At 61.7% G+C, this 25,757-nt stretch carries 21 protein-coding genes; 13 read left to right on the top strand and 8 right to left on the bottom strand.

Annotation, left to right across the window (positions count from 1 at the left end; genetic code table 11):
• Positions 1-40: 40 nt before the first annotated feature.
• Entirely contained in the window at positions 41-1,249 is a 1,209-nt protein-coding gene (locus JET17_RS08290) for an ammonium transporter (protein WP_012313532.1), read from the bottom strand.
• 312 nt (positions 1,250-1,561) lie between these two features.
• On the opposite strand from JET17_RS08290, the gene JET17_RS08285 reads away from it, so the two are divergent.
• The 6 genes from JET17_RS08285 to JET17_RS08260 all read left to right on the top strand — a co-directional run bounded on the left by JET17_RS08285 (position 1,562) and on the right by JET17_RS08260 (position 8,594).
• Positions 1,562-1,876 carry a DUF883 family protein gene (locus JET17_RS08285; protein ID WP_012313531.1) on the top strand — a complete coding sequence of 105 codons (315 nt, stop codon included), beginning with the start codon at positions 1,562-1,564 and terminating at the stop codon, positions 1,874-1,876.
• A 9-nt stretch (positions 1,877-1,885) separates the two neighbouring features.
• Entirely contained in the window at positions 1,886-2,260 is a 375-nt protein-coding gene (locus JET17_RS08280; RefSeq protein ID WP_012313530.1) for a phage holin family protein, read from the top strand.
• Positions 2,257-2,586 carry a hypothetical protein gene (locus JET17_RS08275; protein WP_012313529.1) on the top strand — a complete coding sequence of 110 codons (330 nt, stop codon included), beginning with the start codon at positions 2,257-2,259 and terminating at the stop codon, positions 2,584-2,586. Before JET17_RS08280 ends, JET17_RS08275 begins: the two co-directional genes overlap by 4 nt.
• 163 nt (positions 2,587-2,749) lie before the next feature.
• Entirely contained in the window at positions 2,750-4,081 is a 1,332-nt protein-coding gene (locus JET17_RS08270; RefSeq protein ID WP_012313528.1) for a deoxyguanosinetriphosphate triphosphohydrolase, read from the top strand.
• Between the two features lie 278 nt (positions 4,082-4,359).
• Complete coding sequence (locus JET17_RS08265) at positions 4,360-4,980, top strand: response regulator transcription factor (protein WP_012313527.1); 621 nt, start codon at positions 4,360-4,362, stop codon at positions 4,978-4,980.
• 8 nt (positions 4,981-4,988) lie between these two features.
• The gene (locus tag JET17_RS08260; protein WP_012313526.1) at positions 4,989-8,594 is read left to right on the top strand and encodes a transporter substrate-binding domain-containing protein; all 3,606 of its coding nucleotides are present in this window, start codon (positions 4,989-4,991) and stop codon (positions 8,592-8,594) included.
• A 36-nt stretch (positions 8,595-8,630) separates the two neighbouring features.
• On the opposite strand, the gene JET17_RS08255 is transcribed toward JET17_RS08260, so the two are convergent.
• Positions 8,631-8,975 (bottom strand): YggL family protein, encoded by a 345-nt coding sequence (locus tag JET17_RS08255; RefSeq protein WP_012313525.1) that lies wholly within the window; start codon positions 8,973-8,975, stop codon positions 8,631-8,633.
• A gap of 187 nt (positions 8,976-9,162) precedes the next feature.
• Between JET17_RS08255 and dacB the strand changes: the two genes are divergently transcribed.
• A complete protein-coding gene (gene dacB, locus JET17_RS08250) occupies positions 9,163-10,626 on the top strand; it encodes a D-alanyl-D-alanine carboxypeptidase/D-alanyl-D-alanine-endopeptidase (protein WP_012313524.1) in 1,464 nt (487 codons plus the stop codon).
• Between the two features lie 63 nt (positions 10,627-10,689).
• Here the strand turns inward: dacB and JET17_RS08245 are convergent, their stop codons facing one another.
• The gene (locus JET17_RS08245; protein ID WP_012313523.1) at positions 10,690-13,080 is read right to left on the bottom strand and encodes a diguanylate cyclase; all 2,391 of its coding nucleotides are present in this window, start codon (positions 13,078-13,080) and stop codon (positions 10,690-10,692) included.
• A 94-nt stretch (positions 13,081-13,174) separates the two neighbouring features.
• On the bottom strand, positions 13,175-15,367 hold the full coding sequence (rlmKL, locus tag JET17_RS08240; RefSeq protein ID WP_012313522.1) for a bifunctional 23S rRNA (guanine(2069)-N(7))-methyltransferase RlmK/23S rRNA (guanine(2445)-N(2))-methyltransferase RlmL: 2,193 nt from the start codon (positions 15,365-15,367) through the stop codon (positions 13,175-13,177).
• Between the two features lie 562 nt (positions 15,368-15,929).
• Between rlmKL and rmf the strand changes: the two genes are divergently transcribed.
• Positions 15,930-16,145: a ribosome modulation factor gene (rmf, locus tag JET17_RS08235; RefSeq protein ID WP_003248687.1), complete on the top strand. Its 216-nt coding sequence runs from the start codon at positions 15,930-15,932 to the stop codon at positions 16,143-16,145.
• A gap of 96 nt (positions 16,146-16,241) precedes the next feature.
• Here the strand turns inward: rmf and JET17_RS08230 are convergent, their stop codons facing one another.
• Complete coding sequence (locus JET17_RS08230; RefSeq protein ID WP_012313521.1) at positions 16,242-17,267, bottom strand: quinone-dependent dihydroorotate dehydrogenase; 1,026 nt, start codon at positions 17,265-17,267, stop codon at positions 16,242-16,244.
• Positions 17,268-17,394: 127 nt separating this feature from the next.
• Here JET17_RS08230 and JET17_RS08225 point away from each other — a divergent pair, with 127 nt between their 5' ends.
• The 5 genes from JET17_RS08225 to cobA all read left to right on the top strand — a co-directional run bounded on the left by JET17_RS08225 (position 17,395) and on the right by cobA (position 23,006).
• Positions 17,395-18,597: a CmpA/NrtA family ABC transporter substrate-binding protein gene (locus tag JET17_RS08225; protein WP_012313520.1), complete on the top strand. Its 1,203-nt coding sequence runs from the start codon at positions 17,395-17,397 to the stop codon at positions 18,595-18,597.
• A gap of 11 nt (positions 18,598-18,608) precedes the next feature.
• Complete coding sequence (locus tag JET17_RS08220) at positions 18,609-19,184, top strand: ANTAR domain-containing response regulator (protein ID WP_012313519.1); 576 nt, start codon at positions 18,609-18,611, stop codon at positions 19,182-19,184.
• Between the two features lie 165 nt (positions 19,185-19,349).
• Complete coding sequence (locus JET17_RS08215; protein ID WP_012313518.1) at positions 19,350-20,561, top strand: nitrate/nitrite transporter; 1,212 nt, start codon at positions 19,350-19,352, stop codon at positions 20,559-20,561.
• A 9-nt stretch (positions 20,562-20,570) separates the two neighbouring features.
• A complete protein-coding gene (locus tag JET17_RS08210; protein ID WP_012313517.1) occupies positions 20,571-22,238 on the top strand; it encodes a bifunctional protein-serine/threonine kinase/phosphatase in 1,668 nt (555 codons plus the stop codon).
• A 27-nt stretch (positions 22,239-22,265) separates the two neighbouring features.
• Positions 22,266-23,006 (top strand): uroporphyrinogen-III C-methyltransferase, encoded by a 741-nt coding sequence (gene cobA / locus JET17_RS08205; protein WP_012313516.1) that lies wholly within the window; start codon positions 22,266-22,268, stop codon positions 23,004-23,006.
• 98 nt (positions 23,007-23,104) lie between these two features.
• Here the strand turns inward: cobA and JET17_RS08200 are convergent, their stop codons facing one another.
• From JET17_RS08200 to JET17_RS08190, 3 genes are all read right to left on the bottom strand, one after another.
• Positions 23,105-24,142: an OmpA family protein gene (locus JET17_RS08200; protein ID WP_012313515.1), complete on the bottom strand. Its 1,038-nt coding sequence runs from the start codon at positions 24,140-24,142 to the stop codon at positions 23,105-23,107.
• A 110-nt stretch (positions 24,143-24,252) separates the two neighbouring features.
• A complete protein-coding gene (gene sigX / locus JET17_RS08195) occupies positions 24,253-24,819 on the bottom strand; it encodes an RNA polymerase sigma factor SigX (protein WP_012313514.1) in 567 nt (188 codons plus the stop codon).
• A 113-nt stretch (positions 24,820-24,932) separates the two neighbouring features.
• Positions 24,933-25,757 carry a mechanosensitive ion channel family protein gene (locus JET17_RS08190; protein WP_012313513.1) on the bottom strand — a complete coding sequence of 275 codons (825 nt, stop codon included), beginning with the start codon at positions 25,755-25,757 and terminating at the stop codon, positions 24,933-24,935.

The raw sequence follows: 25,757 nt of genomic DNA, 5'->3' as shown, positions 1-25,757 counted from the left end.
TATTCTAGGTCGCTACCGCCCCATGTGCACCTGACCTCGCTCAATCCTGGCTGGTGGCACCGATGCGGTGCAGCGACAAGTCGGCGCCCTGGAACTCCTGCTCATGGCTCAGGCGCAGGCCTAGTACTGCGCGTATCAAGCCGTACACAACAAAGCCCCCAAGCAGCGCAATCAGTACCCCGGCCAGGCTTCCGATCAACTGGCTGATCAGGCTGACGCCCCCCATACCGCCAAGGCCTGCCTGGCCGAAGATGCCACAGGCTATCCCGCCCCATACGCCGCACAGCCCGTGCAATGGCCACACGCCTAGCACATCGTCGATCTTCCAGCGGTTTTGCGCGGCAGTGAAGCTCCACACGAACAACACACCGGCCACAAGGCCAGTAGCCAGCGCACCGATCGGATGCATCAGGTCTGAACCTGCACAGATCGCCACCAGACCAGCCAGCGGCCCGTTGTGCAGGAAACCAGGGTCGTTACGCCCGGCCAACAAAGCTGCCAGGGTGCCACCTACCATGGCCATCAGCGAATTGATCGCCACCAGGCCACTGACGCCTTGCAAGGTCTGTGCGCTCATGACGTTGAAGCCGAACCAGCCGATGATAAGGATCCAGGAGCCCAGTGCCAGGAACGGAATGCTCGACGGAGCGAAGGCCACCAGCCGACCATCACGGTACCGCCCCCGCCGTGCACCCAGCAGCAGCACTGCCACCAGTGCCAGCCAGCCGCCCATCGCATGCACCACCACAGACCCTGCAAAGTCATGGAACGGCGCACCAAAGCGCGCCTGCAGCCATGCCTGTGCGCCGAAGTTGCCATTCCATACCACGCCCTCGAAGAACGGATAAATGAAGGCTACGATCAACGCTGTGGCACACAGCTGAGGCACGAACCGCGCACGCTCGGCGATGCCCCCGGAGATGATTGCCGGTATCGCTGCTGCAAACGTCAGCAGGAAAAAGCATTTGACCAGAGCATAGCCGTGGTCGGCGGCCAGCTGGGATGCCGGGTGCAGAAAGCTCACGCCATAGGCAACCCAGTAACCGATGAAGAAATACACCAGCGCCGAGATGGCGAAATCGCTGAGTATCTTCGATAAGGCATTAACCTGGTTCTTGTGGCGCACGGTGCCCACTTCGAGAAACGCGAAGCCCGCGTGCATGGCAAGCACCAGAATGGCGCCCATGAGGATGAAGAGAGTATTGGAACCGTGGACCAGGGAGTCCATGGCGCTGTGCATGTTGTCCATGAAAAGGCAGACCTGCTGAAAAAGGCACCAGGACAGTTCAAGAACCTGCATCCATGCACCGGATCGGTGCCAGCCCACTGCCCGGGTACGGTGAACCGAGCGAAGCCTGCGTGGTTTTTTCTTGGGTTTGTCGTGGATTGGGTTAAGGTTTATCGGTATCTGCCGGGGTCGACGCCCTGTATCGGCGCATCGCTCCGGTCTACGCCCCGCGTTGTGGCAATCTTCATTAGCAAGGCCCATACCAGCGACCAAGTGAACCTTCAGCGCACAACGAAACTCGAATTACCTACACACCTACACAGGGAAAGCACCATGGCCAGCAAATCGGCAAAGACTGCACAAGAAATATTGATGGCGGACTTCCAGGCTTTGGTCCGTGACACCGAGAAACTCCTGGCGGACACCGCCAACCTGGCGGGCGACCAGGCCGATGAGCTGCGTGAGCAGATCCACGAGCGCCTTACTCAGGCCCGGGAAACCTTGCAACTGACTCAGGAATCGGTGCGTGAGCGTGGCCAGGCGGCCTTGGGTAGTGCCGAGCATTACGTTCAGGAAAACCCTTGGCAGGCCATCGGCATTGCCGCAGGTGTCGGCCTGCTGATCGGGCTGCTGGCCAATCGGCGTTAAGGAGCTTCCATGGAGAATGACGCCATTGGTACCGGCGCTTCAGGCAGGCGCCTGGGCGCCGCGATACTGGGGCTGCTGCACAGCCATATCGAACTGTTCGGTATCGAACTGCAGGAGCAGAAAGGACGTACTCTGAGCCTGCTGCTGTTCGCTGGCCTGGCGCTGGTGTTCGCTCTGCTGCTGCTGACGGCCTTGTCGGGCCTGCTGCTGGTGTTGCTGTGGGACAGCTACCGCCTGGCAGGGATCATCGGCCTGTGTGTGTTTTATGGTGTGGCTGCACTGTATTGCGGCCTTCGCCTGAAGGCTGCGGTATTCGACGAGTCCTCGCCGTTTGGCGCCACCCTCGAAGAACTTGCCAAGGACCGGGAGCGCCTGCTGCCATGAGCTTGCCTGAACTACCCAATACGCGTAATCCACGGGAGCTGCGAAAAGCGCTGCTGCGCCTGCGCATGGAGATGCATCGCCAGCAGATCCGCCAGGAGTCCGGGCAAATGCTGCAACCACTGCACCGCCTGCGGGGCATGGGCGGCTCATTGCAAGATGGCCTGGGCATCAAGCACGCACCGCTGTGGGGCATTGGTGCGGTGGTTGCGCTGGGCTTTCTGACCGGCAAAGGGGTGCGCAGCGGCAACCTGTCTCGGCTGGTGCGCCTGGGCACTACCCTGCTGCCGCTGCTGAAGCTGTATCTGCAAGGCTCACGGCGCTCCTGAGCCATCTCCAGAGCCGGCACTCACAGGTGACCCCACGCGTTTCAAGCGTGACAAGCATCTGTGAGAGACGGCTTGCCGACGATAAGGCCGAGATTGATTTTCCGCTTGCATAGCCCTGCGCGACACCGGAAGCTACGCCATTCGACCTACAGGAGAGCGAGCCTTGGACTGGCATACACTGCTCACCCGCGAGCGCCTGGGCAAAGCCCTGTACAGCCCCGAGGAACTGGGGCGCAGCCCCTTCCACAAAGATCACGACCGGATCATCTTCTCAGGCGCGTTCCGCCGCCTGGGGCGCAAAACCCAAGTCCATCCCGTCTCCAGCAACGATCATATTCACACGCGCCTGACACATTCCCTTGAAGTAAGTTGCGTAGGGCGCTCATTGGGCATGCGCGTCGGCGAAACGCTGCGCGACAGCCTGCCAGACTGGTGCGAACCCAGTGATCTGGGCATGATCGTGCAGTCCGCCTGCCTGGCCCACGACATCGGCAACCCACCGTTCGGCCACTCAGGTGAAGATGCCATCCGCCACTGGTTCCAGCAGGCTGCAGGGCGCGGCTGGCTGGATGACATGACGGATGACGAGCGCGGCGACTTCCTCAACTTCGAAGGCAATGCTCAAGGGTTTCGCGTACTCACCCAGCTTGAGTATCACCAGTTCGATGGCGGTACCCGACTGACCTACGCCACCCTGGGTACTTATCTCAAATACCCTTGGACCGCCCGGCATGCCGATGCCCTGGGGTACAAGAAGCATAAGTTCGGCTGCTACCAGAGCGAATTGCCGCTGCTTGAACAGATCGCCCAGAAGCTCGGCCTGCCGCTACTGGAGCCGCAGCGCTGGGCGCGTCATCCTCTGGTCTACCTGATGGAGGCAGCCGATGACATTTGCTACGGCCTGATCGACCTGGAAGATGGCCTGGAGATGGAGTTGCTGCAGTACGCCGAAGTGGAGGCGCTGCTGCTCGACCTGGTGGGTGATGACTTGCCAGAAACGTATCGCCAGCTTGGCCCTGCAGATTCGCGGCGACGCAAGCTGGCCATCTTGCGTGGCAAAGCCATCGAGCACCTGACCAACGCCGCTGCGAGCGCCTTCGTCGAGCAACAGCAGGCATTGCTTGCCGGGCATTTGAGTGGCGACCTGGTCGAGCACATGCACGGCCCGGCCAAGCGCTGCGTGCTCCAGGCCAAGGACATGGCACGCAACAAGATATTCCAGGACAAGCGCAAGACGCTGCACGAAATCGGTGCCTACACTACCCTCGAAATCCTGCTTAACACGTTCTGTGCTGCGGCCCTCGAGCAGCATGGCGGGCGTACCCCCTCCTTCAAGAGCCGCCGCGTACTCGATCTGATTGGTAACAATGCCCCACACCCGCATGATTCTCTGCACAAAGCCTACCTACGCATGATCGATTTCATCGCCGGCATGACCGACAGCTATGCCAGCGAAATGGCCCGCGAGATGACCGGGCGGTCCAGCCCGACCTGAACCTGGGTACTGCCGCATGCATTTGCGCATGCGGCCCATTATGTTGAGGGATATTTCCTACAACTGCTGCCAACTGTTAAACAGAAAGAGCATCTACAAATAAAAAGTTACCAACAGACCTTTGACACCGAATCAAATCCTTACACTTCGTAGCTCTAATTGTCTTCTGCTGTAAGCCATTTCCCATATACGTTTAATCGCCACACTTCACACCCCATGTCAGATGCAACTGGGTTAAGGTGCCCCCTGCCTCGTCATCCGCCGCAGGGAAGTTGAACATGCACTCCGTATTTATTGTCGATGACCATCCCGTCATCCGCCTGGCTGTCCGTATGCTGCTTGAAAACCAGAACTACAAAGTCGTAGGCGAATCGGACAATGGCGTGGACGCCATGCAGATGATCCGCGAAACGCTGCCCGACCTAGTGATTCTCGATATCAGCATCCCCAAGCTTGATGGCCTCGAGGTACTCTCGCGCTTTCAAACCATGGCCTTGCCGCTGAAGGTGCTGATCCTGACTGCGCAATCGCCCGCGCTGTTCGCCGTACGCTGCATGCACTCAGGTGCAGCAGGCTATGTATGCAAACAGGAAGACCTGAGCGAACTGCTCAGCGCTATCAAGGCGGTACTTGCCGGATACAACTACTTTCCCAGCCAGGCCATCCACACCGGCCACGAAACAGCAGGCACTGATCTCACGCTTTTCCGCCAGGTCAATGATCGCGAACTGATGGTGCTGCAACTTTTCGCCCAAGGGCGCAGCAACAAGGAAATTGCCAAAGGCATGTTTCTCAGCAACAAGACCGTCAGCACTTACAAGAAGCGCCTGATGCAGAAGCTCCAGGTCGACACCTTGGTCGACCTTATTGAAATGGCCAAACGTAACGCGCTGGTCTGAGGTGTCAAATGGCGCGACTCATTGCCTGGCTGGCCCTTGCACTGCCATTGGCCTGCTGCGCAGCGCAGGCTTCTCAGCTTGAGGCGGTACCGTATTCCCTTCTTGCCCGCTCCTCTGCCTCACCGGTAACCCCGCAACTGAACGCGCAACAGAGGGAATGGCTGATGGGCCGCCAATACCTGAAGCTGGGCACGTCAGCACCGGACTATCCGCCCTTCGACATAACCAGTGGCGGGCGCGACTATCAGGGCCTCACCGCCGAATATGCCAGCCTGATCGGCAAGGTACTGCAAGTGCCGATTCGGGTGTTGCGCTATCCCAGCCGGCAAGCCGCAGTAGAGGCGCTCAAGAAAGGGGATATCGACTTGCTTGGCAGCGCCAATGGCTACGAAGCAGCGAGCGATGGCCTGGCGCTTTCGCACCCTTATGCCGTCGACCAGCCGGTGCTGGTGACCCGCGAAGACGAAAGCCGCACGCTCAACCGCGGCATGGACGGCATGCGCCTGGGCATGTTGTATCACTATCTGCCACGAGAAGAAGTCAGCACTGTATATCCCCAAGCCGAACTGCTGGCCTTCGGTTCGTCTTCCCAAGCCCTCAATGCCGTAGCGTTCGGGCAGGCTGACGTGTTCATCGGCGATACCATCTCCACTCACTATCAGCTCAATCGCGGTCATCTGCCGCGCCTGCGCATGGCGAGCTTCGGCAAACATGAAAGCGTCGGTTTCAGTTTTGCAATGCGCGCGCAAGATACCCATCTCAAGGATCTGGTGAACCTGGCCCTGGACCGCCAGCCAGCCGCCGTGCGCGCGAGCATCTTCAAACGCTGGAGTGCCGGCAGCGACCTGCTGCTGAGCGACCGTAAGCTACAGCTCACGACCGAAGAGGAGCAGTGGTTGCGCCGCCATCCTGTGATGCAGGTGGCCATCGACGAGACGGCCGCACCGCTGTCCTATTTCGACGGCAATGGCCATTTCCGCGGGATCACCGCCGACCTGCTGGACCTGATCCGCCTGCGTACAGGGCTGCGCTTCGAAGTGCAGCGTACCAACGGCATCGCCGAGATGATCGCCCGACTTGAGGACGGGCGCGTGAACATGATCGCAGCACTTGCCGTGGATGACATGAACGAGGAGCACTTGCACCTCAGCCGACCTTACCTGGAAAGCACCTATGTGCTGGTGACGCGCACCGAAACGCCCCAGTACACCTCACTGGAACAATTGCAGGGCCGCCGCATCGCCATTACCCGCTACAGCGAGATGTCCGAACTGCTGGCAACCCGGTACCCGCAGACCGGCTGGATCGAGACCGAGAGCCCCTACTATTCCATGGCACTGTTGAGCAGTGGCGCAGTCGATGCCGTCATCACGACCTTGATCGATGCCAATCATGCCGTGGCAGGTAACGCCAAACTGGTCATCCGCAGCACGGTCGGTACCGATCCTGCGAGCTTCGCCATGGCCTCCTCCGCGCAGGCAACAGAGTTGGCATCGATTCTGGACAAGGCGTTGCTGAGCATTTCGCCGGAAGAACTGGGGGTGATCAACAACCGCTGGAGTGGCTACAGCCAGCATGATGACAGCAATTGGCTGGGTTTCAGGCGCCTTGCCATGAAAGTGTTGCTGGGGACCGCTTTGCTCCTGCTGGGGGCGCTGCTGTGGAACGCCCGGTTGCGCCGCCAGATCAAACAGCGCCAGCACGCCGAACGCGCCCTGAACGATCAGCTGGAGTTCATGGGCGCACTGCTCAACGGCACCCCGCACCCGATGTATGTGCGGGACAGGGCGGGCTGCCTGCAAAGCTGCAATGCCAGTTATCTGGAAGCGGTGCAGGCGACCCTCGACGAGGTCATAGGCAGGCGCCTGGAAGACAGTCTGTTCGCTGGTTCGGAAAGTACCCGCCAGATCCATGCCGACTATCTGCAGGTGATGGCCGCCGGAGTTCCGCTCATCATCGACCGCCCCTTGCGGCTCAAGGATCGCGAAATCACGATCTACCACTGGATACTGCCGTACCGGGATTCACTCGGTGAAGTCCAGGGCATCATCGGTGGCTGGATCGACATCAGCGAGCGGCGCAAGCTGGTGCAGGAGCTGCGCGAGGCCAAGCAACTGGCTGATGATGCCAACCGCGCCAAGAGTACCTTCCTGGCTACCATCAGCCACGAGATTCGCACCCCAATGAACGCGGTCATCGGCATGCTCGAACTGGCGGTCAAGCGTGCCCATCAAGGGCAGATCGATCGCACCTCCCTGGAGGTCGCCCACCATTCGGCCAAGGACCTGTTGGGCCTGATCGGTGACATCCTGGATATCGTGCGTATCGAGTCCGGCCACCTGTCCCTTGCACCCGAGCCCGTCGACCTTGCGGCGCTGGTCGAATCGGTGAGTCGCGTGTTCGATGGCCAGGCACGGCAAAAAGGCCTGGCCTTCGACGTCGTCATCGCCCCCAGTGCCCGCTGCCACGTCCTGCTCGACCCACTACGCTTCAAGCAGATCCTGTCCAACCTGATCAGCAATGCCATCAAGTTCACCGGGCAGGGCCAAGTGCGCATCAGCCTGTGCCTGCGTGAAGAAGCCCCGTCAGCACCCCCGAGCCTGGAGCTGGAGGTGCGTGACACCGGCATTGGCATTCATGACGATGACTTGCAACGCCTTTTCAACCCATTCGTTCAGGCCAACCCACATAGCCAGGGCGCTCGCGCCGGCACGGGCCTGGGCCTGGCCATCTGCCGTAGCCTGTGCGAAATGATGGGCGCAAGCCTGAGCATCAAGAGCGTGCCGGATTTCGGCACGCAGGTTCGCTTCAGCGTACCGCTGCAACGTGTCGACGCACTGCCGCCGCAGGTGCTGGAAGCAGATGACATGGATGCACCCGATGCCCGGCTGAAGGTGCTGGTGATCGACGACCACCCGGCCAACCTGATGCTGATGGCCCAACAGCTGGGGTACCTGGGCCTGAGCCAGGCCACTGCCAGCGATGGCCGCGAAGGCCTGGAAAAATGGCGTGAAGGGCAATTCGACGTGATCGTCCTCGATTGCAACATGCCGCATATGAACGGCTATCAACTCGCCGCCGCCGTGCGCGCCGAAGAACGCCAGAACGGGCGTCCTCCCTGCGTGATCCTGGGCTATACCGCCAACGCCCAGCCCGAAGTCAGGCAAAAATGCCTCAGTGTCGGTATGGACGACTGCCTGCTCAAACCCATCAGCCTGCGCACACTGAGCCAACGCTTGGCGAATATCGCTCCCCAGCGGGAGCCGGCCGCAACAGAGAGGCCGTTCGATCTCAAAGGCCTGCACAGTATCGTTGGCGATAACCCCAATGACCGTGAACTGTTTCTCGAGGCCTTGCTGTTGAGCCTACAGCAGGACCTGGCAACGCTCATGGGCCTGGACCCTGAAGTCGAACCCGAGGCCGTCGGCGAGCAGGCACACAAGATCCTCAGCGCGGCGCGGATGCTGGAGGCGCAGCACTTAATGGCGGCCTGTGAGGCCCTGGAACAAAGCGGGTTGCCCGCATCACAGCTGAAACAGCGGCGACAGGCTTTGGCACGGCACATGCGCCGCGTAGAGAAAGCCTTGGCCAGAGAACTGACCAAGCCTCGATGAAGCGGGCGCCCGAGCGGGCGCCGCTTCAGCCATGCATCAGGAAGCCGGGTTGATCGGCTTTTCCGGATACCAGGCGTCCAGCAGCGGGCTGACTTCGATGGAGGTCAGTTCGCTACGGCCTTTGAGCCAGGCTTCGACAGTGGCACGTTGCTCTTCGCTGACCGAGCCACGCTCTGCCAGGCAAACCAGGCCGAAATCATCACCACCGACGTAGTCCAGGCCGTTGGCGTCCATGGCTTCTGCCAGGAAGGCGTCGAGGAAGGCATCGATGGCTTCGTCGGACAGGTCTTCCTTGAAACCCAGGTTCAATTCGAAACCCAGCTCCTGGAATTCATCAACGCACAGTTTCTTGCGCAGACGACGGGAACGGTTGGTAGCCATGAAACAATCCTCTTGAGTAATAACGCGCGGCACTTTAACAGTTTCCGCAGTACAACGGCGCTTTTCCGTCGAACGTGGCGCATGAGCGATGCGCTTGGGGCATAATGCGCACTATATTTCGTAGAGGGGCGATCATCTCATACAGCCCCTATGTCTTTTTCCCTCGTCCGCAGGGTATGAATCTCATATGATCAAATCGCTCCGCCCCCTCGTTCTCGCCGGCATGCTCCTGCCGTTCGCCATGCCCGGCCATGCCGCAGCTGTCAACACCACGCTGCCACCCAAGGTTCAGCAGGCGCTCAAAGCCAGCAAACTGCAGGACACAGCACTGTCGCTGGTGATGCTGCCGCTCAATGGCCCTGGCACGCCGACCGTGTTCAACGCCGATGTGTCGGTCAATCCGGCCTCGACCATGAAGCTGGTCACCACCTATGCAGCCCTCGAGCTGCTCGGCCCGACTTTCCAGTGGAAGACCGAGTTCTACACTGATGGCACGCTGAGCAACGGAGTGCTCAACGGCAACCTGTACCTCAAGGGCGGCGGTGACCCTAAGCTGAACATGGAGAAGCTGTGGCTATTGATGCGTGACCTGCGCGCCAACGGCGTTCGCACCATTACCGGCGACCTGGTGCTGGACCGCAGCCACTTCGTACAGCCCAACCTGCCTCATTTCAATGATGACGGCGGTGACGTGAACAAGCCCTTCCTGGTCAAGCCCGACTCCTTGCTGGTCAACCTCAAGGCTCTGCGCTTCGTCGCCCGCAACGACGGCGGCAAGGTGACCGTCGCCGTCGAGCCACCCATTGCGAGCATTCGCATCGACAATCAGGTCAAGGCAGTTGCCTCCAGAAAATGCACTGGCGATGTACGCTACAACCCGGTGCCTCAAGCCGATGGTATGAATGTTGTGGTCAGCGGCCAGCTGGGCGATGGCTGCAACTCGCAAACCTACCTCGCGCTGCTCGATCACCCAACCTACGCCGCCGGTGCCGTGCGCGCGATCTGGAACGAACTGGGGGGCAGCATCCAGGGCCGTGACCGCATCGAGAACGTGCCCAAGGGCGCTCGGCTGCTGGCACGGGCCTTCTCGCCCGACCTGGTGGAGGTGATCCGTGACATCAATAAATACAGCAACAACACGATGGCCCAACAGCTGTTCCTGAGCCTTGGCGCACAGTTCCGTACCGACGCCGATGGCGACGATGCCCGCGCAGCCCAGCGCGTGGTTCGCCAGTGGATGGCCAAGAAAGGTATCACCGCGCCCCACCTGGTGATGGAAAACGGCTCTGGCCTGTCGCGCGCTGAACGGGTAAGCACGCGCGAAATGGCCGCACTGCTGCAGGCGGCGTGGAATAGCCCCTACTCCGCCGAATTCATCAGTTCAATGCCGTTGGTGGGCATGGACGGCACCATGCGCAAGCGCCTCAAGCGTACCGCCTTGGCCGGTGAAGGCCACATCAAGACCGGCACCCTGAATACCGTACGCGCCATTGCCGGCTTCAGCCGTGACAGCAACGGCAATACCTGGGCAGTGGCGGCGATTCTCAACGACCCGAAACCCTGGGGGGCATCGCAGGTACTCGACCAGGTACTGCTGGACCTGTATCGCCAGCCCAAAGCCGCTAACCGGACGGTAGGCGTCAACCCATGATCTGACTTGGGCAAATACCGACTTCATCGCCGGCAAGCCGGCGATGAGGCCCGTACTGCCCGCTCAGTTCAACTCTGCCTCGACACGGTCCCTGCCTGCCTGCTTGGCCGCATAGACGCCGGCATCAGCCCGCAGCAGCAAGGCATCGGCCCCCTCCCCCGGCCGCCATCCGGCCACGCCAAAACTTGCAGTCACTTTGCCAACCCCGTCGACAGGCAAATTGCGCACCCCTTGCCATAGTTCCATCGCCAGGAGCCGCGCCTGTTCAGCATTGCTCCCAGGGCAAAGCACCATGAACTCCTCCCCACCAAGCCGGCAGAATACGTCCGTACGCCGCAGACGCTGGCCGATACGCTGGCAGAGGCTGCGCAATACATGATCCCCTACGGCATGGCCGTACTGGTCGTTGATCCTCTTGAAGTGATCGATGTCGAGCATGATCACTGCCAGTTCCTGATCATCACGCTGGGCGCGGTCCAATTCGGCCTTCAACCGCTCCTGGAAGTAGCGGCGGTTGTGGATACCGGTCAGGGCATCGGTCACCGACAGCGTACGCAAATCCTCCTCCACGCCCTTGAGGTCGGAAATGTCGGTCAGGTAACCATGCCAGAGCGTGCAACCGTCTTCACCAACCTCTGGCGTCGCCTCCCCGCGCACCCAGCGCAGCCCGGATTTGGGCAGGCACACACGGTACTCTTCACGCCAAGGAGACAAGTGTTCGGCCGAGTGGTGCACGGAGCGTCGCACACGCTCCAGGTCATCGGGATGAATACGCTCGAACACCACCGTGGCGTCCTCATGCAGCAACTGCAAGTCGATCTCGTAGATATCGAACAGCCCCTGGCTGGCATAGGGGAAACAGGAATGGCCGTTGGCGTCGAGGCGATACTGATAAATGCCGCCCGGCACCTCGGCACTGAGCTTCTCCAGCAGCCGATCACGCATTGCCAGCGCCTCATGCACGCGACGCTGCTCGGTGACATCAATGCAAATTGCCAGGTAACCCACCCATAGCCCCTGTTCGTCGAGCACTGCGGTCACCAGCATGTTGGCCAACAGCTGGCTGCCGTCCTTGCGCACCAAGGTCCACTCGCCTGGCTGCGCGCTGCCCTCCTGCAGGGTCTCGGCGAACATCGCCTGGCCACCGTCAATGTGACGCCCGTAGCGCAGGCTCAGGGCATGGGCGCGCAGGCTGAGCTCCTCGGGCAGGACCAGGTGTTCCAGTTGCAGTTTCCCGACCGCGTCGCTGGCCGCGTAGCCAAGCATGCGTTCGGCACCGGCATTGAAGGTGCTGACCACACCCTTCAGGCTGGTCGCGATGATAGCGACCTGGGTAGCGGCATCGAGCACACTGCGCAGCTGATTATGCGTCTCGCGCAACGACTGCTCACTGACGCGCAACTCAGCGGTGCGCTGCTCTACCAACTTGAGCGCACGTTGCCGCTGGCCGAACAGGCTGTACAGCAAGGCACTGAGCAACAGGCTCAGCAGGCCACCGAGCAAGCCCACCGCCAGCGCCGCTGAGGAGCGGTTGCCCTGCATGAACACCTGGCTTGGGCGGATATCAAGCTGGAAATGATGGTCGGCCAGATGTAACAGCTGCGTGGTGACCAACGCCAACGGCGCGGCCGGGTTCTGCGAGTCGAACAACAGTTCATGGCCATCGCGCCCACTTGGGTCGACGATCCGTACCACCAGGTTGTCCTCGGCAATTGCCGGCAGGCCGTCGGTGATCAGTTGCCGCAGGTTCAGCAGCGCCATGACATACCCTGAGGGGCTATCAGCCTGCGCGGTGTAGAACACCGGCGCCACCATCAACAACCCGCGGGCGTAGCCGGGCGCCACACTGATCATGTCAATCGGCGCCGACACTGCCATGCTGCCGGGCTCCAAGGCACGCATCAGGGTCTGGTCACGTACCGCCTGGCCGCGCAGGTCCAGCCCGTAGGGTTGCCCCTGCATCTGGGTGGCCTGGGTGTAAAGCACGGGGAAGTAGTGATCACGCGGCGGCGCCGGATGCCAATTACCCCGCTCGTCCAGGTCACGGATCAGGTAGGCCTGCCCCAAGGCGGCACTGGCCTGGCGCTCGAAGTCACGCCGCTGAGCGCCTTCGACCCGCGGTGCCCATGAGTAAGCCTGGGTGCGACGCAGCAGGGGGCGGGCGTAGCCGTCGAATTCGCGTGGGGTGATGTCATTGGAAAAGTTGAAAAAGCGCCGCAAGCTGTCCAGGCGCTGCTCCTGGTCATCGAAGCGCTCGGCGATACGGCTATAGCGCTCGCTGGCCAGCAGCTCGAAGCGCTGGCGCAGTTGCTGCTTGTAAAACGCATGCGTGGCCAGCGCCAGGGCAATCGACAGCAAGCTGCCGGCCACCAACGCCACCAACGCCACTGCCCAAGCAGCCATCGCCTCGCTGCACAGGCCCACCACCTTCGCACGCACGCCATACTTCGACATAGATCGGTCTCGTCACGTCAGCGTCCTGCGAAAATCATGCCCCTGTGCTGTGTTATAGCTATTGGCCATTAGCGATGCAATGTCGCCTGTCGCATTAGCGCAGTTGCAGGCGCCAGGCACGGTGGATGCGGTTGTTGCGGGCGAAGTCCGGGTCCAGTGTCTGCGCAGTGATTTCCTCAACCACGTAGCGTGCAGCCAGATGCTCGTCGAGCTGGAACTTGCGGAAGTTGTTGGAGAAGTACAGCACACCACCGGGCGCAAGACGCGCCATGGCCAGGTCGAGCAGTTGCACATGGTCACGCTGCACGTCGAACACACCTTCCATACGTTTGGAGTTGGAGAAGGTTGGAGGGTCGATGAAGATCAGGTCGTAAGTGTCGCGATTGGCTTCCAGCCAGGCCATGACATCACCCTGCTCCAGGCGATTGCGCTCGGAGAAGCCGTTCAGCGACAGGTTACGCCGCGCCCAGTCCAGGTAGGTCTTGGACAGGTCGACGCTGGTGGTGCTGCGCGCACCGCCCTTGGCGGCATGCACGCTGGCCGTGGCGGTGTAGCAGAACAGGTTGAGGAAGCGTTTGCCAGCGGCCTCGCGCTGGATGCGCATGCGCATCGGGCGGTGGTCGAGGAACAGGCCGGTGTCGAGGTAGTCGGTGAGGTTCACCAGCAGCCTGACGCCACCTTCGCTGACCTCCTGGAAGCGCCCTTCGGTGGCTTGGCGCTCGTACTGGCGGGTGCCGCTCTGCCGCTCGCGGCGCTTGAGCACCACGCGCTGCGGGTCGACGCCCAGCGCCTGGGGGATCGCCGACAAGGCATCGATCAGGCGCGCCTGGGCCTTTTCCGGGTCGATCGAGCGCGGTGCGGCGTATTCCTGTACGTGTACCCAATCCTGATAGAGGTCGACCGCCAAGGCATATTCAGGCATGTCGGCATCGTATACGCGGTAGCAGTCGATCTGCTCCTTGCGGGCCCACTTGCCCAGTTGCTTGAGGTTCTTCTGCAGGCGGTTGGCGAACATCTGAGCGCCTTCAGACAGGCGTGCAGGCTCACTGGCTACCGGCAGCGGTCGGTGGGTATCGCCGCTATCGGCCTGGGCCTCGCGACGTTCGCCGGTGACGAACTGGTCAGGCTGAATCTTGAACAGCAGCAGCTTGCACGGCAGCGCGCCGTTCCAGAACGCATATTGCTTGTGGCTACGGATGCCCATGCGCTTGCCCAGCTCCGGCGCACCGGTGAACACTGCGGCTTCCCAGCCCATGCACGCCTGGCGCAGGCGCTCGCCGAGGTTCTGGTAGAGGTACAGCAAGCTGGCTTCGTCACCCAGGCGCTCGCCGTAGGGCGGGTTACTGATGACCAGACCCTTCTGGTTCTGATCAGGGCGCGGTTCGAAGCTGGCGACTTCTCCCTGATAGATCTTGACCCATTCACTCAAGCCCGCGCGTTCGACGTTGTTGCGCCCCGGCTGGATCAGCCGCGGGTCTGCCTCGTAGCCGCGAATCCACAGCGGCGGCTTGGCCAGGCCGGCCTGTGCACGGGCCTGAGCCTCTTCGTGAACCTTGCGCCAGGTGGCCGGCACATGGCCAAGCCAGGCGCTGAAGCCCCAGCGCTCGCGCTTGAGGTTAGGTGCCATATCGGCGGCGATCATCGCCGCTTCGACCAGGAAGGTGCCTACACCGCACATCGGGTCGGCCAGGGCGCCACCCTCGGCGGCGATACGTGGCCAGCCGGCACGGATCAACACCGCCGCCGCCAGGTTTTCCTTGAGCGGTGCAGCACCTTGCTGCAGGCGATAGCCGCGCTGGTGCAGGCTGTGGCCGGAGAGGTCGAGTGAAAGAATCGCCTCGCCCCGGTCCAGACGCAGGTGAACACGCACGTCCGGGTCAACTTTTTCTACCGATGGGCGCAGACCTTCACGATTGCGCAGTTTGTCGACGATGGCATCCTTGACCTTCAGCGCGCCAAAGTGGGTGTTGTCGATGCCCGAGCCATGGCCGCTGAACTCGACCGCCAGGGTACCGTCGGCCGCCAGGTGATCAGCCCAGTCGACAGCGTTCACGCCATCGTAAAGGTCGTCGGCATTTTTCATGTTGAAGCGCTTGAGCACCAGCAGCACGCGGTTGGCCAGACGCGACCAGAGGCACAGGCGGTAGGCGGTTTCCATGTCGGCCGCGCCGCGGATGGCCGAGGTGTGCTCGCGCACATCGTCCAGGCCGAGGCCCTTGGCCTCTTCGGCAAGCAGGCCTTCAAGGCCTTTGGGGCAGGTGAGATAAAGTTCGAAACGGTCCGACATGTGTATTCCAGAGCCTTGGGCTATTTGAGTGACGAAGCGACGCATCGCCCCGCCGATGTTTGCCCGAACGCCCTTCCAGCAAGCGTCCGAGTGGCCTTCGTCTGCGCTATATGCTGCAGCTTATGGGCCGGGCCGCCTGATCGATCCGCTCTCGCCAGTGGCAGAGACAGCTTAGATCATCAGGCAGTACAAAAAATTTCTGTCGTCTTCAGGGTCGATGTGACCCTTCGTCGCATTACCAAATATTTCTTTCATCGCAGCGTAACGCTGGCGAAATGACGTCAAGGTTCAGCAAACCCCGATCATAGCGGGCTCAACGCCAAACAAGGTTGAGTCGCATTTATTTACTTATCCCTTCACCCTTGGAAACGTTACGTGCTTATGACAAATCGATCATTCCCTCGGTGACTCGCATTCGTTAGAACTGGTCTTAGGCCGCTTCGCAACGAAGTGGCACTTTCAGCCCGCCACGCCGGCAGCGGGCGCAAACCGGCAGAAAGACTCTGCCCGGCCTCGGAGAGGCCGACGGGACATTACAGTCAACAAGTGAGGGCAACACCCTATGAGAAGACTTAAGCGTGATCCGTTGGAAAGAGCATATTCACGTGGCTACCAATATGGGGTCACCGGCAAATCCCGCGAACTTTGCCCCTTCAATCTTCCTTCTGTTCGCCAAGCCTGGATTAACGGCTGGCGTGAAGGTCGCGGTGATAACTGGGACGGAATGACTGGCACCGCTGGCATCCATAGACTCAACGAAAATCACGCCGTTGGCTGAACGAGGACACTGAATTCGAGTCACCATGCACGCCCCATCCGGGCGGCGGGCTAAGGCCCAGGGGCCCCTTCGGGGCCCTTTTTTATGCCTGCGTGATCATGCCCGCGGCATTGCGGCGATCGCATCCACTGCTTCACGGATCAGCGCCGGCCCTCTATAGATGAAGCCTGAGTAGATCTGCACCAGGCTCGCGCCAGCGGCAATCTTCTCTGCGGCATGCCGGCCTTCGGTGATGCCACCTGCAGCAATAATCGGCATCTTACCGCCCAGCTCGGCCGACAGCACCTTGACGATATGGGTGCTCTTTTCCAGTACCGGCGCACCGGAAAGGCCGCCCGCCTCACCCCCATACGGCAGGTTTTCCACACCTTCACGGCCCATGGTGGTGTTGGTGGCGATCACCGCATCCATGCCCGATTCCATCAGCGTTGCCGCCACCAGCGCAGTTTCTTCATCACTCATGTCCGGCGCGATCTTGATCGCCAGCGGCACACGCTTGCCATGCTCGCCGGCCAGCTGCTCGCGGCGCTCGGCCAGGGCATCGAGCAGCTGCTTGAGCGAATCGCCGAACTGCAGGCTGCGAAGGCCTGGGGTATTGGGCGAGCTGATGTTCACGGTGATGTAGCTGGCGTGGCCATAGACCTTGTTCAGGCAGATCAGGTAATCGTCGACCGCGCGCTCTACCGGGGTGTCGAAGTTCTTGCCAATGTTGATACCCAGCACACCGTCATAACGCGCGGCGCGTACCCGCTCGAGCAGGTGATCGACGCCCAGGTTGTTGAAGCCCATGCGGTTGATGATTGCAGTGGCCTCTGGCAGGCGGAACAAGCGCGGCTTCGGGTTGCCCGGCTGCGCTCGCGGGGTCACGGTGCCGATCTCGACAAAACCGAAACCCAGCTGGGCAAAGCCATCGATGGCCGCGCCATTCTTGTCCAGGCCTGCCGCCAGGCCGACCGGGTTGGCGAAGTTCAAGCCCATCACCGACACCGGCAATGCCGCCGGCTGCTTGCACAGCACGCCGTTGAGCCCGAGGCGGCCACCGGCGCCGATCAGGTCCAGGGACAGGTCATGGGAGGTTTCCGGGGAAAGCTTGAACAGCAGCTGGCGGGCCAGGGTATACATGGGCGGGCAAGGCTCGGGGTGAGTGAGGTTGCGATTATAGCCAGCGTACGGCCGGCATGACAGCGCCTTGGCACATGCGTTGCTACATCGCCTGCACACAGCCTATTCAGTACAGGCGAGGATCTACGTGAATACATCACCCCTGGCATGGGTCAACGGCAGCGATGCGCCAGAAAAGCCCAGCCTCGATATCGGTTTCATGGCCCTGACCGATTGTGCTTCGGTTGTGGTAGCGGCCACCCAGGGCTTCGCCCAGCAACACGGCCTTACCCTCAACCTCAAACGCCAGGGCTCATGGGCCGGCCTACGCGACAAACTGGCCAGCGGTGAACTGGATGCCGCTCATTGCCTCTATGGCCTGGTCTATGCCGTGCACCTGGGCATCGGCGGGGTGCCGGCCAGCGACATGGCGGTGCTCATGGGGCTGAACCAGAATGCCCAGGCCATCAACCTCTCCCCCGCACTTCAGCGCAAGGGCGTGACCACACCTGAAGCACTAGCGCGCCAAGTGCACCAGCAGGGTGCAAAACTGACCTTCGCCCAGACATTCCCCACTGGCACCCATGCCATGTGGCTGTATTACTGGCTGGCGAGCCAAGGCATTCACCCCCTTCACGACGTCAATAGCGTGGTAGTGCCACCGGCGCAGATGATGGCGCACATCCAGGCAGGCCGGATCGATGGCTTCTGCGTCGGCGAACCCTGGGCTGGCGCCGCCGTGGCCCAGGGCCAGGGCTTTACCTTGGCCACCAGCCAGTCGATCTGGCCCGACCACCCGGAAAAAGTCCTGGCCTGCGCCCGCACCTTTGCCGAGCAGTACCCAAACAGCGCCCGGGCGCTGATCAAAGCGATCCTCGCCGCCAGCCGCTTCATCGAACAAAGCCGGGAAAATCGCCACGGCACCGCGCAACTGCTCAGCGGCAGCGCCTACCTGGACACGCCCATTGAAAACGTCGAACCGCGGCTGCTCGGGGTGTATCACGACGGCCTTGGCAACCACTGGCAGGACCATCATGCCCTGCGCCTGTTCGATCAGGGGCGGGCCAATGTGCCTTACCTGTCCGACGGCATGTGGTTCATGACCCAGTTCCGTCGCTGGGGGCTGCTGCGCGATGATCCCGACTACCTCGGCGTGGCGCGCCAGGTCCAGCAGTTGGCGCTTTACCAGCAAGCCGCCGATGCCCTGGGCGTGGCTTGCCCTGGCACGCCCATGCGCAGCAGCCTGCTGATCGACGGTATCCGCTGGGATGGCAGCGACCCATACGGCTATGCCCGCAGCTTCAGCCTGCACGCCTTGGGCGATACGCCCGATGCCCGTATCGGTCTGTGAGGGTCACCAACATGCTGCGCATCCTGCTGATCGACGATACCCAGAACAAGCTCGGCCGCCTCAAGGCTGCACTGCGCGAAGCCGGCTTCGAGGTGATCGAGGCGCCAGACCTGACCATCGACCTGCCCGCCTGCGTCGAAATGGTGCGCCCGGACGTGGTGTTGATCGATACCGATTCACCCGACCGCGACGTGATGGAACAGGTAGTAATGGTGAGCCGCGACCAGCCGCGGCCGATTGTGCTGTTCACCGACGAGCATGACCCGGGGGTGATGCGCCAGGCGATCCAGGCCGGGGTCAGCGCGTACATCGTCGAGGGCATCCACGCCGCCCGCTTGCAGCCAATCCTGGACGTGGCCATGGCCCGCTTCGAGAGCGATCAGGCGCTCAGGGCCCAGCTGCTGGCCCGCGACCAGCAACTGGCCGAACGCAAGCGCATCGAGCAGGCCAAGGGTCTGCTGATGAAAATGAAAGACTGCAACGAAGAACAGGCTTACACCCTGATGCGCCGGCAGGCCATGAGCCGCCAGCAGAAGCTGATCCAGGTGGCAGAGCAGATCATCGCCATGCACGAGATGCTGGGGTAAGCAGGCGGCCGTACAATGTTGGCCCAGCTCTTGCTGAAGATATCGCACCGGTAGCCAACGGCGGTTGCCCACAAACCCCGACAAAGACGTCGCTCACCCCTCCATGCCAGTGGACCGGGTAGCGGCGTCTTTTCGTTTCCGTTGCATTGCCCAGTGAGGTGTTCGATGAGTACCAGCTTCTGGAAATCCGGGCATGTGCCCACGCTGTTCGCTGCGTTCCTGTATTTCGACCTGAGCTTCATGGTGTGGTACCTGCTCGGCCCGCTGGCCGTACAGATCGCCGCCGACCTGCAATTGAGTGCACAGCAACGGGGCCTGATGGTCGCAACACCCATCCTCGCCGGTGCCGTGCTGCGTTTTGCCATGGGCCTGCTGGTCGACCGCCTTTCACCGAAAACCGCCGGGTTGATCGGCCAGGTCATCGTCATTGTCGCCCTGGCCTGTGCCTGGTACCTGGGCGTGCACACCTACGAGCAAGCCCTGCTGCTCGGTGTATTCCTCGGCGTTGCTGGCGCCTCGTTCGCCGTGTCGCTGCCGCTGGCCTCGCAATGGTACCCGCCGCAACACCAGGGCAAGGCGATGGGCATCGCTGGCGCGGGCAACTCCGGCACCGTCTTCGCAGCGTTGCTGGCCCCGCTGCTGGCCGCAGGCTTTGGCTGGAACAATGTGTTCGGTTTCGCCGTGATCCCGCTGCTGGTGACGGTCGTGGTGTTCGCCCTGCTCGCGCGCAATGCACCACAACGGCCCAAGCCAAAGGCCATGGCCGACTACCTCAAGGCGCTGGGTGATCGCGACAGCTGGTGGTTCATGTTCTTCTACAGCGTCACCTTCGGCGGCTTCATCGGCCTGGCGAGCGCCCTGCCCGGCTATTTCAGCGACCAGTACGGCCTCAGCCCGATCACGGCAGGCTACTACACCGCCGCCTGCGTATTCGCCGGCAGCCTGATGCGCCCGCTGGGCGGCGCCCTGGCCGACCGATTCGGCGGCATCCGCACCCTGCTTGGCATGTACAGCGTGGCCGCCATCTGCATTGCTGCCGTCGGCTTCAACCTGCCCAGCGCCACAGCGGCCCTGGCGTTGTTCGTCAGCGCCATGCTCGGCCTGGGCGCGGGTAACGGCGCGGTGTTCCAGCTGGTCCCCCAACGCTTCCGCCAGGAGATCGGCGTGATGACCGGACTGATCGGCATGGCCGGCGGCATCGGCGGCTTCCTGCTGGCAGCCGGGCTCGGCACCATCAAGCAGCACACCGGTGACTACCAGATGGGCCTGTGGCTGTTTGCCAGCCTGGGCCTGCTGGCCTGGTTCGGACTGCTCGGGGTCAAGCAGCGCTGGCGCACCACCTGGGGTTCTGCAGCGGTCACCGCAGCGCGGGTCTGAGGCGAACCGATGAGCCTGCAACTGAGTTTCGCCCAGGCCAGCGCCACGGGGCCGCGCGAGGAGAACCAAGACGCCTTGCGCCTGGTCACCCCGGCGCCGGAGCTTGCCGCCAGCAAGGGTTACCTGTTCGCCCTTGCCGACGGCGTCAGCCAATGTGCTGACGGCGGCCTTGCCGCACGTGCCAGCTTGCAGGCCTTGGCCATGGATTATTACGCCACCCCCGCCACCTGGGGCGTGGCGCAGGCACTGGACCGCCTGCTGTCGGCACAAAACCGCTGGCTGCGCGCTCAGGGCAGCCAGCCGCTCCTGACCACGCTCAGCGCGCTGGTGCTGCGCGGGCGCCGCTTCACCTTGGCACACGTCGGCGACTGCCGCGCCTATCGCTGGCATGACGGCCGCCTGCAGTGCCTGAGTGAAGACCATGTGTGGGACCAACCCGGCATGCAGCACGTGCTCAAACGCGCACTGGGCCTGGACCAACACCTGCTGGTGGACTACCTGGACGGTGAGCTGCAGCCCGGCGAGTGCTATCTGTTGCTCAGTGACGGAGTCTGGGCCAGCCTGGGTGACCAGCACATCCAGGCCGTGCTGCGCGAGCAGCCCGATCTGCAACTGGCCGCCGATACACTGGTCGCCAGCGCCCACCACAATGGCAGCCAGGACAATGCCAGCGCCCTGCTGGTACGGGTCGAGCGCGTGGGCACGGCCAACCTTGGCGATACCCTGGTTCAACTGCAGCAATGGCCCTTACCCCGCGAACTGCGCGAAGGCCAGGCAATTGATGGCTGGCAGATCGAGGCGCGCCTGGCACAAAGCCGCCAATCGCTGTTGTACCGCGTTCGCGACAGCCAGGGCCAGCCGTGGCTACTGAAAACCTTGCCCGCGGAACGCGAACAAGAGCCGGGTGCTGCCCAGGCGCTGTTGCTTGAGGAATGGTTCCTGCGCCGCGTAGCCGGCCGCCATTTCCCCGAACTGCACGCCGCCAGTCAGCGCCAGCACCTGTATTACGTGATGCGCGAGCACAGCGGCCGAACCCTGGCCGCGCAGCTAGCCGAGCAGGGCCCGTTGCCGCTGGCCCAATGGCTGGAAGTGGCCCGCCAGTTACTGCAGGCCGTTGGTGTGCTGCACCGACGCAACCTGCTGCACCGTGACATCAAGCCCGACAATCTGCACCTGGGCGAAGACGGCCAACTGCGCCTGCTGGACTTCGGCCTGGCGTACTGCCCAGGGCTGTCCGAGGACCCGCGCCACGAGCTGCCAGGCACGCCTTCGTACATCGCCCCGGAAGCCTTCGAAGGCCAGCCACCGAGCCCGCGCCAAGACCTCTACGCAGTGGGTGTGACGCTCTACCACCTGTTGACCGGGCATTACCCCTATGGCGAGGTCGAAGCTTTCCAGCGCCCGCGCTTTGGCCAACCGGTCAATGCCGCGCGTTATCGCCCCGACTTGCCGGAATGGCTGCAGCACAACCTGCAGCAAGCCGTGGCCACGGACCCGGCGCAGCGCTTCGAAACCGCTGAACACTGGTTGCTGCTGCTCGAACGTGGTGACCGCCAGGCGCTCAACAGCCATCCACGCCCACTGCTTGAACGGGAGCCACTGAAGGTCTGGCGCACCCTGGCCCTGCTGTCCCTGCTGCTCAACCTGATACTGCTGTTCAGCCTGTTCAAGGGCTGAGCACGCCTTGCCGATGAGGAAACCCTGATGAATGCGAAAGTCTGGCTGGTCGGTGCCGGCCCCGGTGACCCTGAACTGCTCACCCTCAAGGCGGTACGTGCGCTGCAACAGGCCCATGTAGTGATGATCGACGACCTGGTCAACCCGGCCGTGCTGGAACACTGCCCGAAGGCACGGGTGATCGCCGTGGGCAAACGGGGTGGCTGCCGCTCCACGCCCCAGGCGTTCATTCAGCGCCTGATGCTGCGCCATGCGCGGCAGGGCCGCTGCGTTGTGCGGCTCAAAGGCGGCGACCCGTGCATTTTTGGACGTGGCGGCGAGGAGGCCTTGTGGCTGCAAGGGCATGGCATCGAGGTGGAAGTGGTAAACGGTATTACTGCAGGCCTGGCAGGCGCGACCCAGTGTGGCATTTCGCTTACCTCACGCGGGATCAGCCGTGGCGTGACACTGGTGACCGCGCACACCCAGGATGACAGCGAGCTGAACTGGACGGCGCTGGCACAGGGTGGCACGACCCTGGTGGTGTACATGGGGGTGGCGAGGCTGGAGCAGATTCGCCAGGGCTTGCTGGACGGCGGCATGGCGCCGGGGATGCCGGTAGCGATGATCGAGAATGCGTCACTGCCTGGGCAGCGCGAGTGCCGCAGCGACTTGCGGGGGATGCTGGAGGATGCGCGGGCGTTCGGCTTGCGCAGCCCGGCAATCCTGGTGATTGGCGAGGTGGCAGGGAACCTGGAGGCCCATCAGCGGATGGCGGCAGCCGGATGATGCGGTGTTCATCGGCTTAAAGACCTTGCCTGGAAACTACATGCTCCAGACACGAAAAACCCGGCCGAGGCCGGGTTTTTCAGTCAAGCTTCAACCAATTACTTGGCTTGGGCTTCTACCTGAGCTTCAACGCGACGGTTGACAGCACGGCCGTCTTCGGTGGCGTTGTCGGCAACCGGACGGGTTTCGCCGTAGCCAACCGAGTCAACACGAGTCGACTCAACACCGTACTGCTGGGTCAGCACTTCCTTCACGGCGTTGGCACGACGCTCGGACAGCTTCTGGTTGTAAGCGTCTGGGCCCACGGAGTCAGTGTGACCTTCAACCACGGTGGTGGTCTGTGGGTACTGCTTCATGAAGTCAGCCAGGTTCTTGATGTCGCCGTAGCTGTTAGGCTTGACGACCGACTTGTCGAAGTCGAACTTGACGTCCAGCTCAACGCGAACGACTTCGGCAACAGCCGGGCAGCCATCAGCGTCAACGGTAACGTTGGCCGGGGTGTCTGGGCACTTGTCGACGTTGTCGCAAACGCCATCGTTGTCGCTGTCGGAGCAGACTTCAGCAACTGGAGCAGGAGCAGGGGCAACTTTGCCACCGCTGCCACCGAAGTTCAGACCCACACCAACGGTCGGGCCCCACTCGGTGTTGCCGTTGTCGATGTTGTACATGGCTTCAACGCCGGCACGGGCGAAGAACATGTCGGTGATGTACCACTTGGCGCCAGCGCCAACGTTGGCGAAGGTGGAGTGGTCACGGCCGCTACGAGTGGCCTGGCCCAGGCTCTCGTGAGCGAAACCAGCGGAAACGTACGGACGCAGCGCGTCGCCTACGGTACCGAAGTGGTAGGTAGCGTCGAGCTTGGCTTTGGAACCTTTGATGTCTTTGTTGAAGACTTCGCCACGAGCGTTGTGGGTCTCGTTGTAGCCCAGGTCCAGGGAGACGTCGTCGGTCAGGAAGTAACCGAGGCGAACACCAGGATTGGTGCCGTCGTTCTTGAAGTTACGCTCGCTGTCGTAGTACTGCTTGGTGACGTTGCCTTCGATCTCGACAGCGCCTTGGCCTTGTGCCAGAACGCCGAACGAAGTAGCTGCTACGAGCGAGCCAATGGCCAAGCCCAAGGTGTTTTTCAATTTCATCCGTTAAATCCCCATCTGGTGATAGTTAAGCAGTCCCACCAAAATCCGGCGGACAACTCGACGGCAAGTCTAGCAGAACTCGCCGATTCGTTAGAGATATTCGCAAGGGGCTAAGTTTCATCCAAACCTGCAAATTTCTCTCTAAGCTTGTCCAGCGCGCGCTTGTAGCGCATTTTCGTTGCGCTCAGACCCATGTGCATGATATCCGCGATCTCCTGAAATTCCAGTTCCGCAACAAATCGCAGCACCAGAATTTCCCGGTCGATCGGGTTCACATACACCAGCCACTTGTCCAGGCCACCCTTTTCTTCGGGTTTGGGTGCCTTGTCTTCAGACGCCTCTTCAACAGGGTCAAGACTCAAGGCATCCATCAACCGACGTTTGCGGCGCTCCTTGCGGTACTGGGTAATGCACTCGTTATAGGTAATGCTGTAGAGCCAGGTCTTGAACTTGGATTTACCCTCGAAGTTCTTCAGACCGTAAAGCACCTTGAGCATCACCTCCTGACAGACATCGTCAGCATCCCGGTCGTTCCCCAGATAACGCGCGCACACGTTGAACAGGGTCCGCTGGTAGCGCCGCATGAGCTCTTCATAGGCGCGGGTAACGTGATACAGCTCCTCATGCGAACGCGCCACCAACTCCTCGTCGGTGAGCTCGCGCGGGTCGTAACGCATGGGCGGCGAATGAACTTTATTCAAAACGAATCTGGCCGACAGTCAGGTCAATGTCGCCGCTCGGCCACGTGGGCGGATTTCTGCGGCGGCATACATTAACAGCTTTTGGACAATTAGCGGCTATTGACGCGTTGCTCGAGCAATACTCGATTAGACAACGACACCAGTTCGCCATCATCGGTCAGCAACGTCGTCTTTACCGTGCCGATCTCCTCGATCTGCCCCTCGACCTCTCCAATCCGCACCTGCTGGCCGACCTGGTAAAGCTCACGCACATAGATACCAGCCAGAATCTGCCCGGCGATTTCGCGACTGCCAAGCCCCATCGCAAGCGCAACGGCCAGACCAACGGTAATCAGCCCGATCACGATAACGTGGTTGAGCAGGTCGGTCTTGACCTCAAGCTGGCTGATCGCCACCGAAATGCTGATGATGATCACCAGGCCTTGGGTAATGCGCCCAAGACCTGCGGAGTACTCCAGGCCGATGCCTTCGGCAGCACCACGCACCAGGCCGTTGGCTACTTGCGCCAGCAGCACGCCAACCAGCAACACCAAAGCTGCGCCAAACACCTTGGGCAGGTATAGGGCAAGCATGTCGAGGGTTGCGGAGACGCGTTCGAGGCCAAGCGATTCGGCGGCAGAAACCAGGAAAATCAGCAGTACGAACCAGTAGACGATCTTGCCGATCAAGGTCGAGATCGGCACCTGAATGCCACCACGGCTGAGCATTTTGGTCAGACCGGTACCGGCCATAAGGCGATCCAGACCAAACTTGGCCAGCAGCTTGGACAACAACGTATCGAGCAGCTTGGCCACCACGAAACCGAGCAGCACCACCACCAGCGCGCCGAACAGGTTGGGGATGAAGTTCGCCACCTTGGTCCATAGGGCGGTCATGGCAGTGACCAGGCTCTGGGTCCAGAGATCGAGTTCCAT

Origin of the sequence: Pseudomonas putida, from assembly GCF_016406145.1 — a bacterium.
GTDB classification, from domain to species: Bacteria; Pseudomonadota; Gammaproteobacteria; order Pseudomonadales; family Pseudomonadaceae; genus Aquipseudomonas; species Aquipseudomonas putida_E.
Note: the sequence above shows the minus strand (reverse complement) of the source record. Positions and strands in the feature narration are given on the sequence as shown.

Excerpts from the sequence above, each read along its gene's own strand:
- JET17_RS08260 (WP_012313526.1), top strand. The coding sequence starts at position 4,989 with ATGGCGCGACTCATTGCCTGGCTGGCCCTTGCACTGCCATTGGCCTGC.
- rlmKL (WP_012313522.1), bottom strand. The coding sequence starts at position 15,367 with ATGTCGGACCGTTTCGAACTTTATCTCACCTGCCCCAAAGGCCTTGAA.
- JET17_RS08265 (WP_012313527.1), top strand. The coding sequence starts at position 4,360 with ATGCACTCCGTATTTATTGTCGATGACCATCCCGTCATCCGCCTGGCT.
- JET17_RS08245 (WP_012313523.1), bottom strand. The coding sequence starts at position 13,080 with ATGTCGAAGTATGGCGTGCGTGCGAAGGTGGTGGGCCTGTGCAGCGAG.
- JET17_RS08190 (WP_012313513.1), bottom strand. The coding sequence starts at position 25,757 with ATGGAACTCGATCTCTGGACCCAGAGCCTGGTCACTGCCATGACCGCC.
- JET17_RS08215 (WP_012313518.1), top strand. The coding sequence starts at position 19,350 with ATGAGTACCAGCTTCTGGAAATCCGGGCATGTGCCCACGCTGTTCGCT.
- JET17_RS08275 (WP_012313529.1), top strand. The coding sequence starts at position 2,257 with ATGAGCTTGCCTGAACTACCCAATACGCGTAATCCACGGGAGCTGCGA.
- JET17_RS08280 (WP_012313530.1), top strand. The coding sequence starts at position 1,886 with ATGGAGAATGACGCCATTGGTACCGGCGCTTCAGGCAGGCGCCTGGGC.
- JET17_RS08200 (WP_012313515.1), bottom strand. The coding sequence starts at position 24,142 with ATGAAATTGAAAAACACCTTGGGCTTGGCCATTGGCTCGCTCGTAGCA.
- sigX (WP_012313514.1), bottom strand. The coding sequence starts at position 24,819 with ATGCGTTACGACCCGCGCGAGCTCACCGACGAGGAGTTGGTGGCGCGT.
- JET17_RS08220 (WP_012313519.1), top strand. The coding sequence starts at position 18,609 with ATGCTGCGCATCCTGCTGATCGACGATACCCAGAACAAGCTCGGCCGC.
- JET17_RS08230 (WP_012313521.1), bottom strand. The coding sequence starts at position 17,267 with ATGTATACCCTGGCCCGCCAGCTGCTGTTCAAGCTTTCCCCGGAAACC.
- JET17_RS08255 (WP_012313525.1), bottom strand. The coding sequence starts at position 8,975 with ATGGCTACCAACCGTTCCCGTCGTCTGCGCAAGAAACTGTGCGTTGAT.
- JET17_RS08285 (WP_012313531.1), top strand. The coding sequence starts at position 1,562 with ATGGCCAGCAAATCGGCAAAGACTGCACAAGAAATATTGATGGCGGAC.
- JET17_RS08210 (WP_012313517.1), top strand. The coding sequence starts at position 20,571 with ATGAGCCTGCAACTGAGTTTCGCCCAGGCCAGCGCCACGGGGCCGCGC.
- JET17_RS08290 (WP_012313532.1), bottom strand. The coding sequence starts at position 1,249 with ATGGACAACATGCACAGCGCCATGGACTCCCTGGTCCACGGTTCCAAT.
- cobA (WP_012313516.1), top strand. The coding sequence starts at position 22,266 with ATGAATGCGAAAGTCTGGCTGGTCGGTGCCGGCCCCGGTGACCCTGAA.
- dacB (WP_012313524.1), top strand. The coding sequence starts at position 9,163 with ATGATCAAATCGCTCCGCCCCCTCGTTCTCGCCGGCATGCTCCTGCCG.
- rmf (WP_003248687.1), top strand. The coding sequence starts at position 15,930 with ATGAGAAGACTTAAGCGTGATCCGTTGGAAAGAGCATATTCACGTGGC.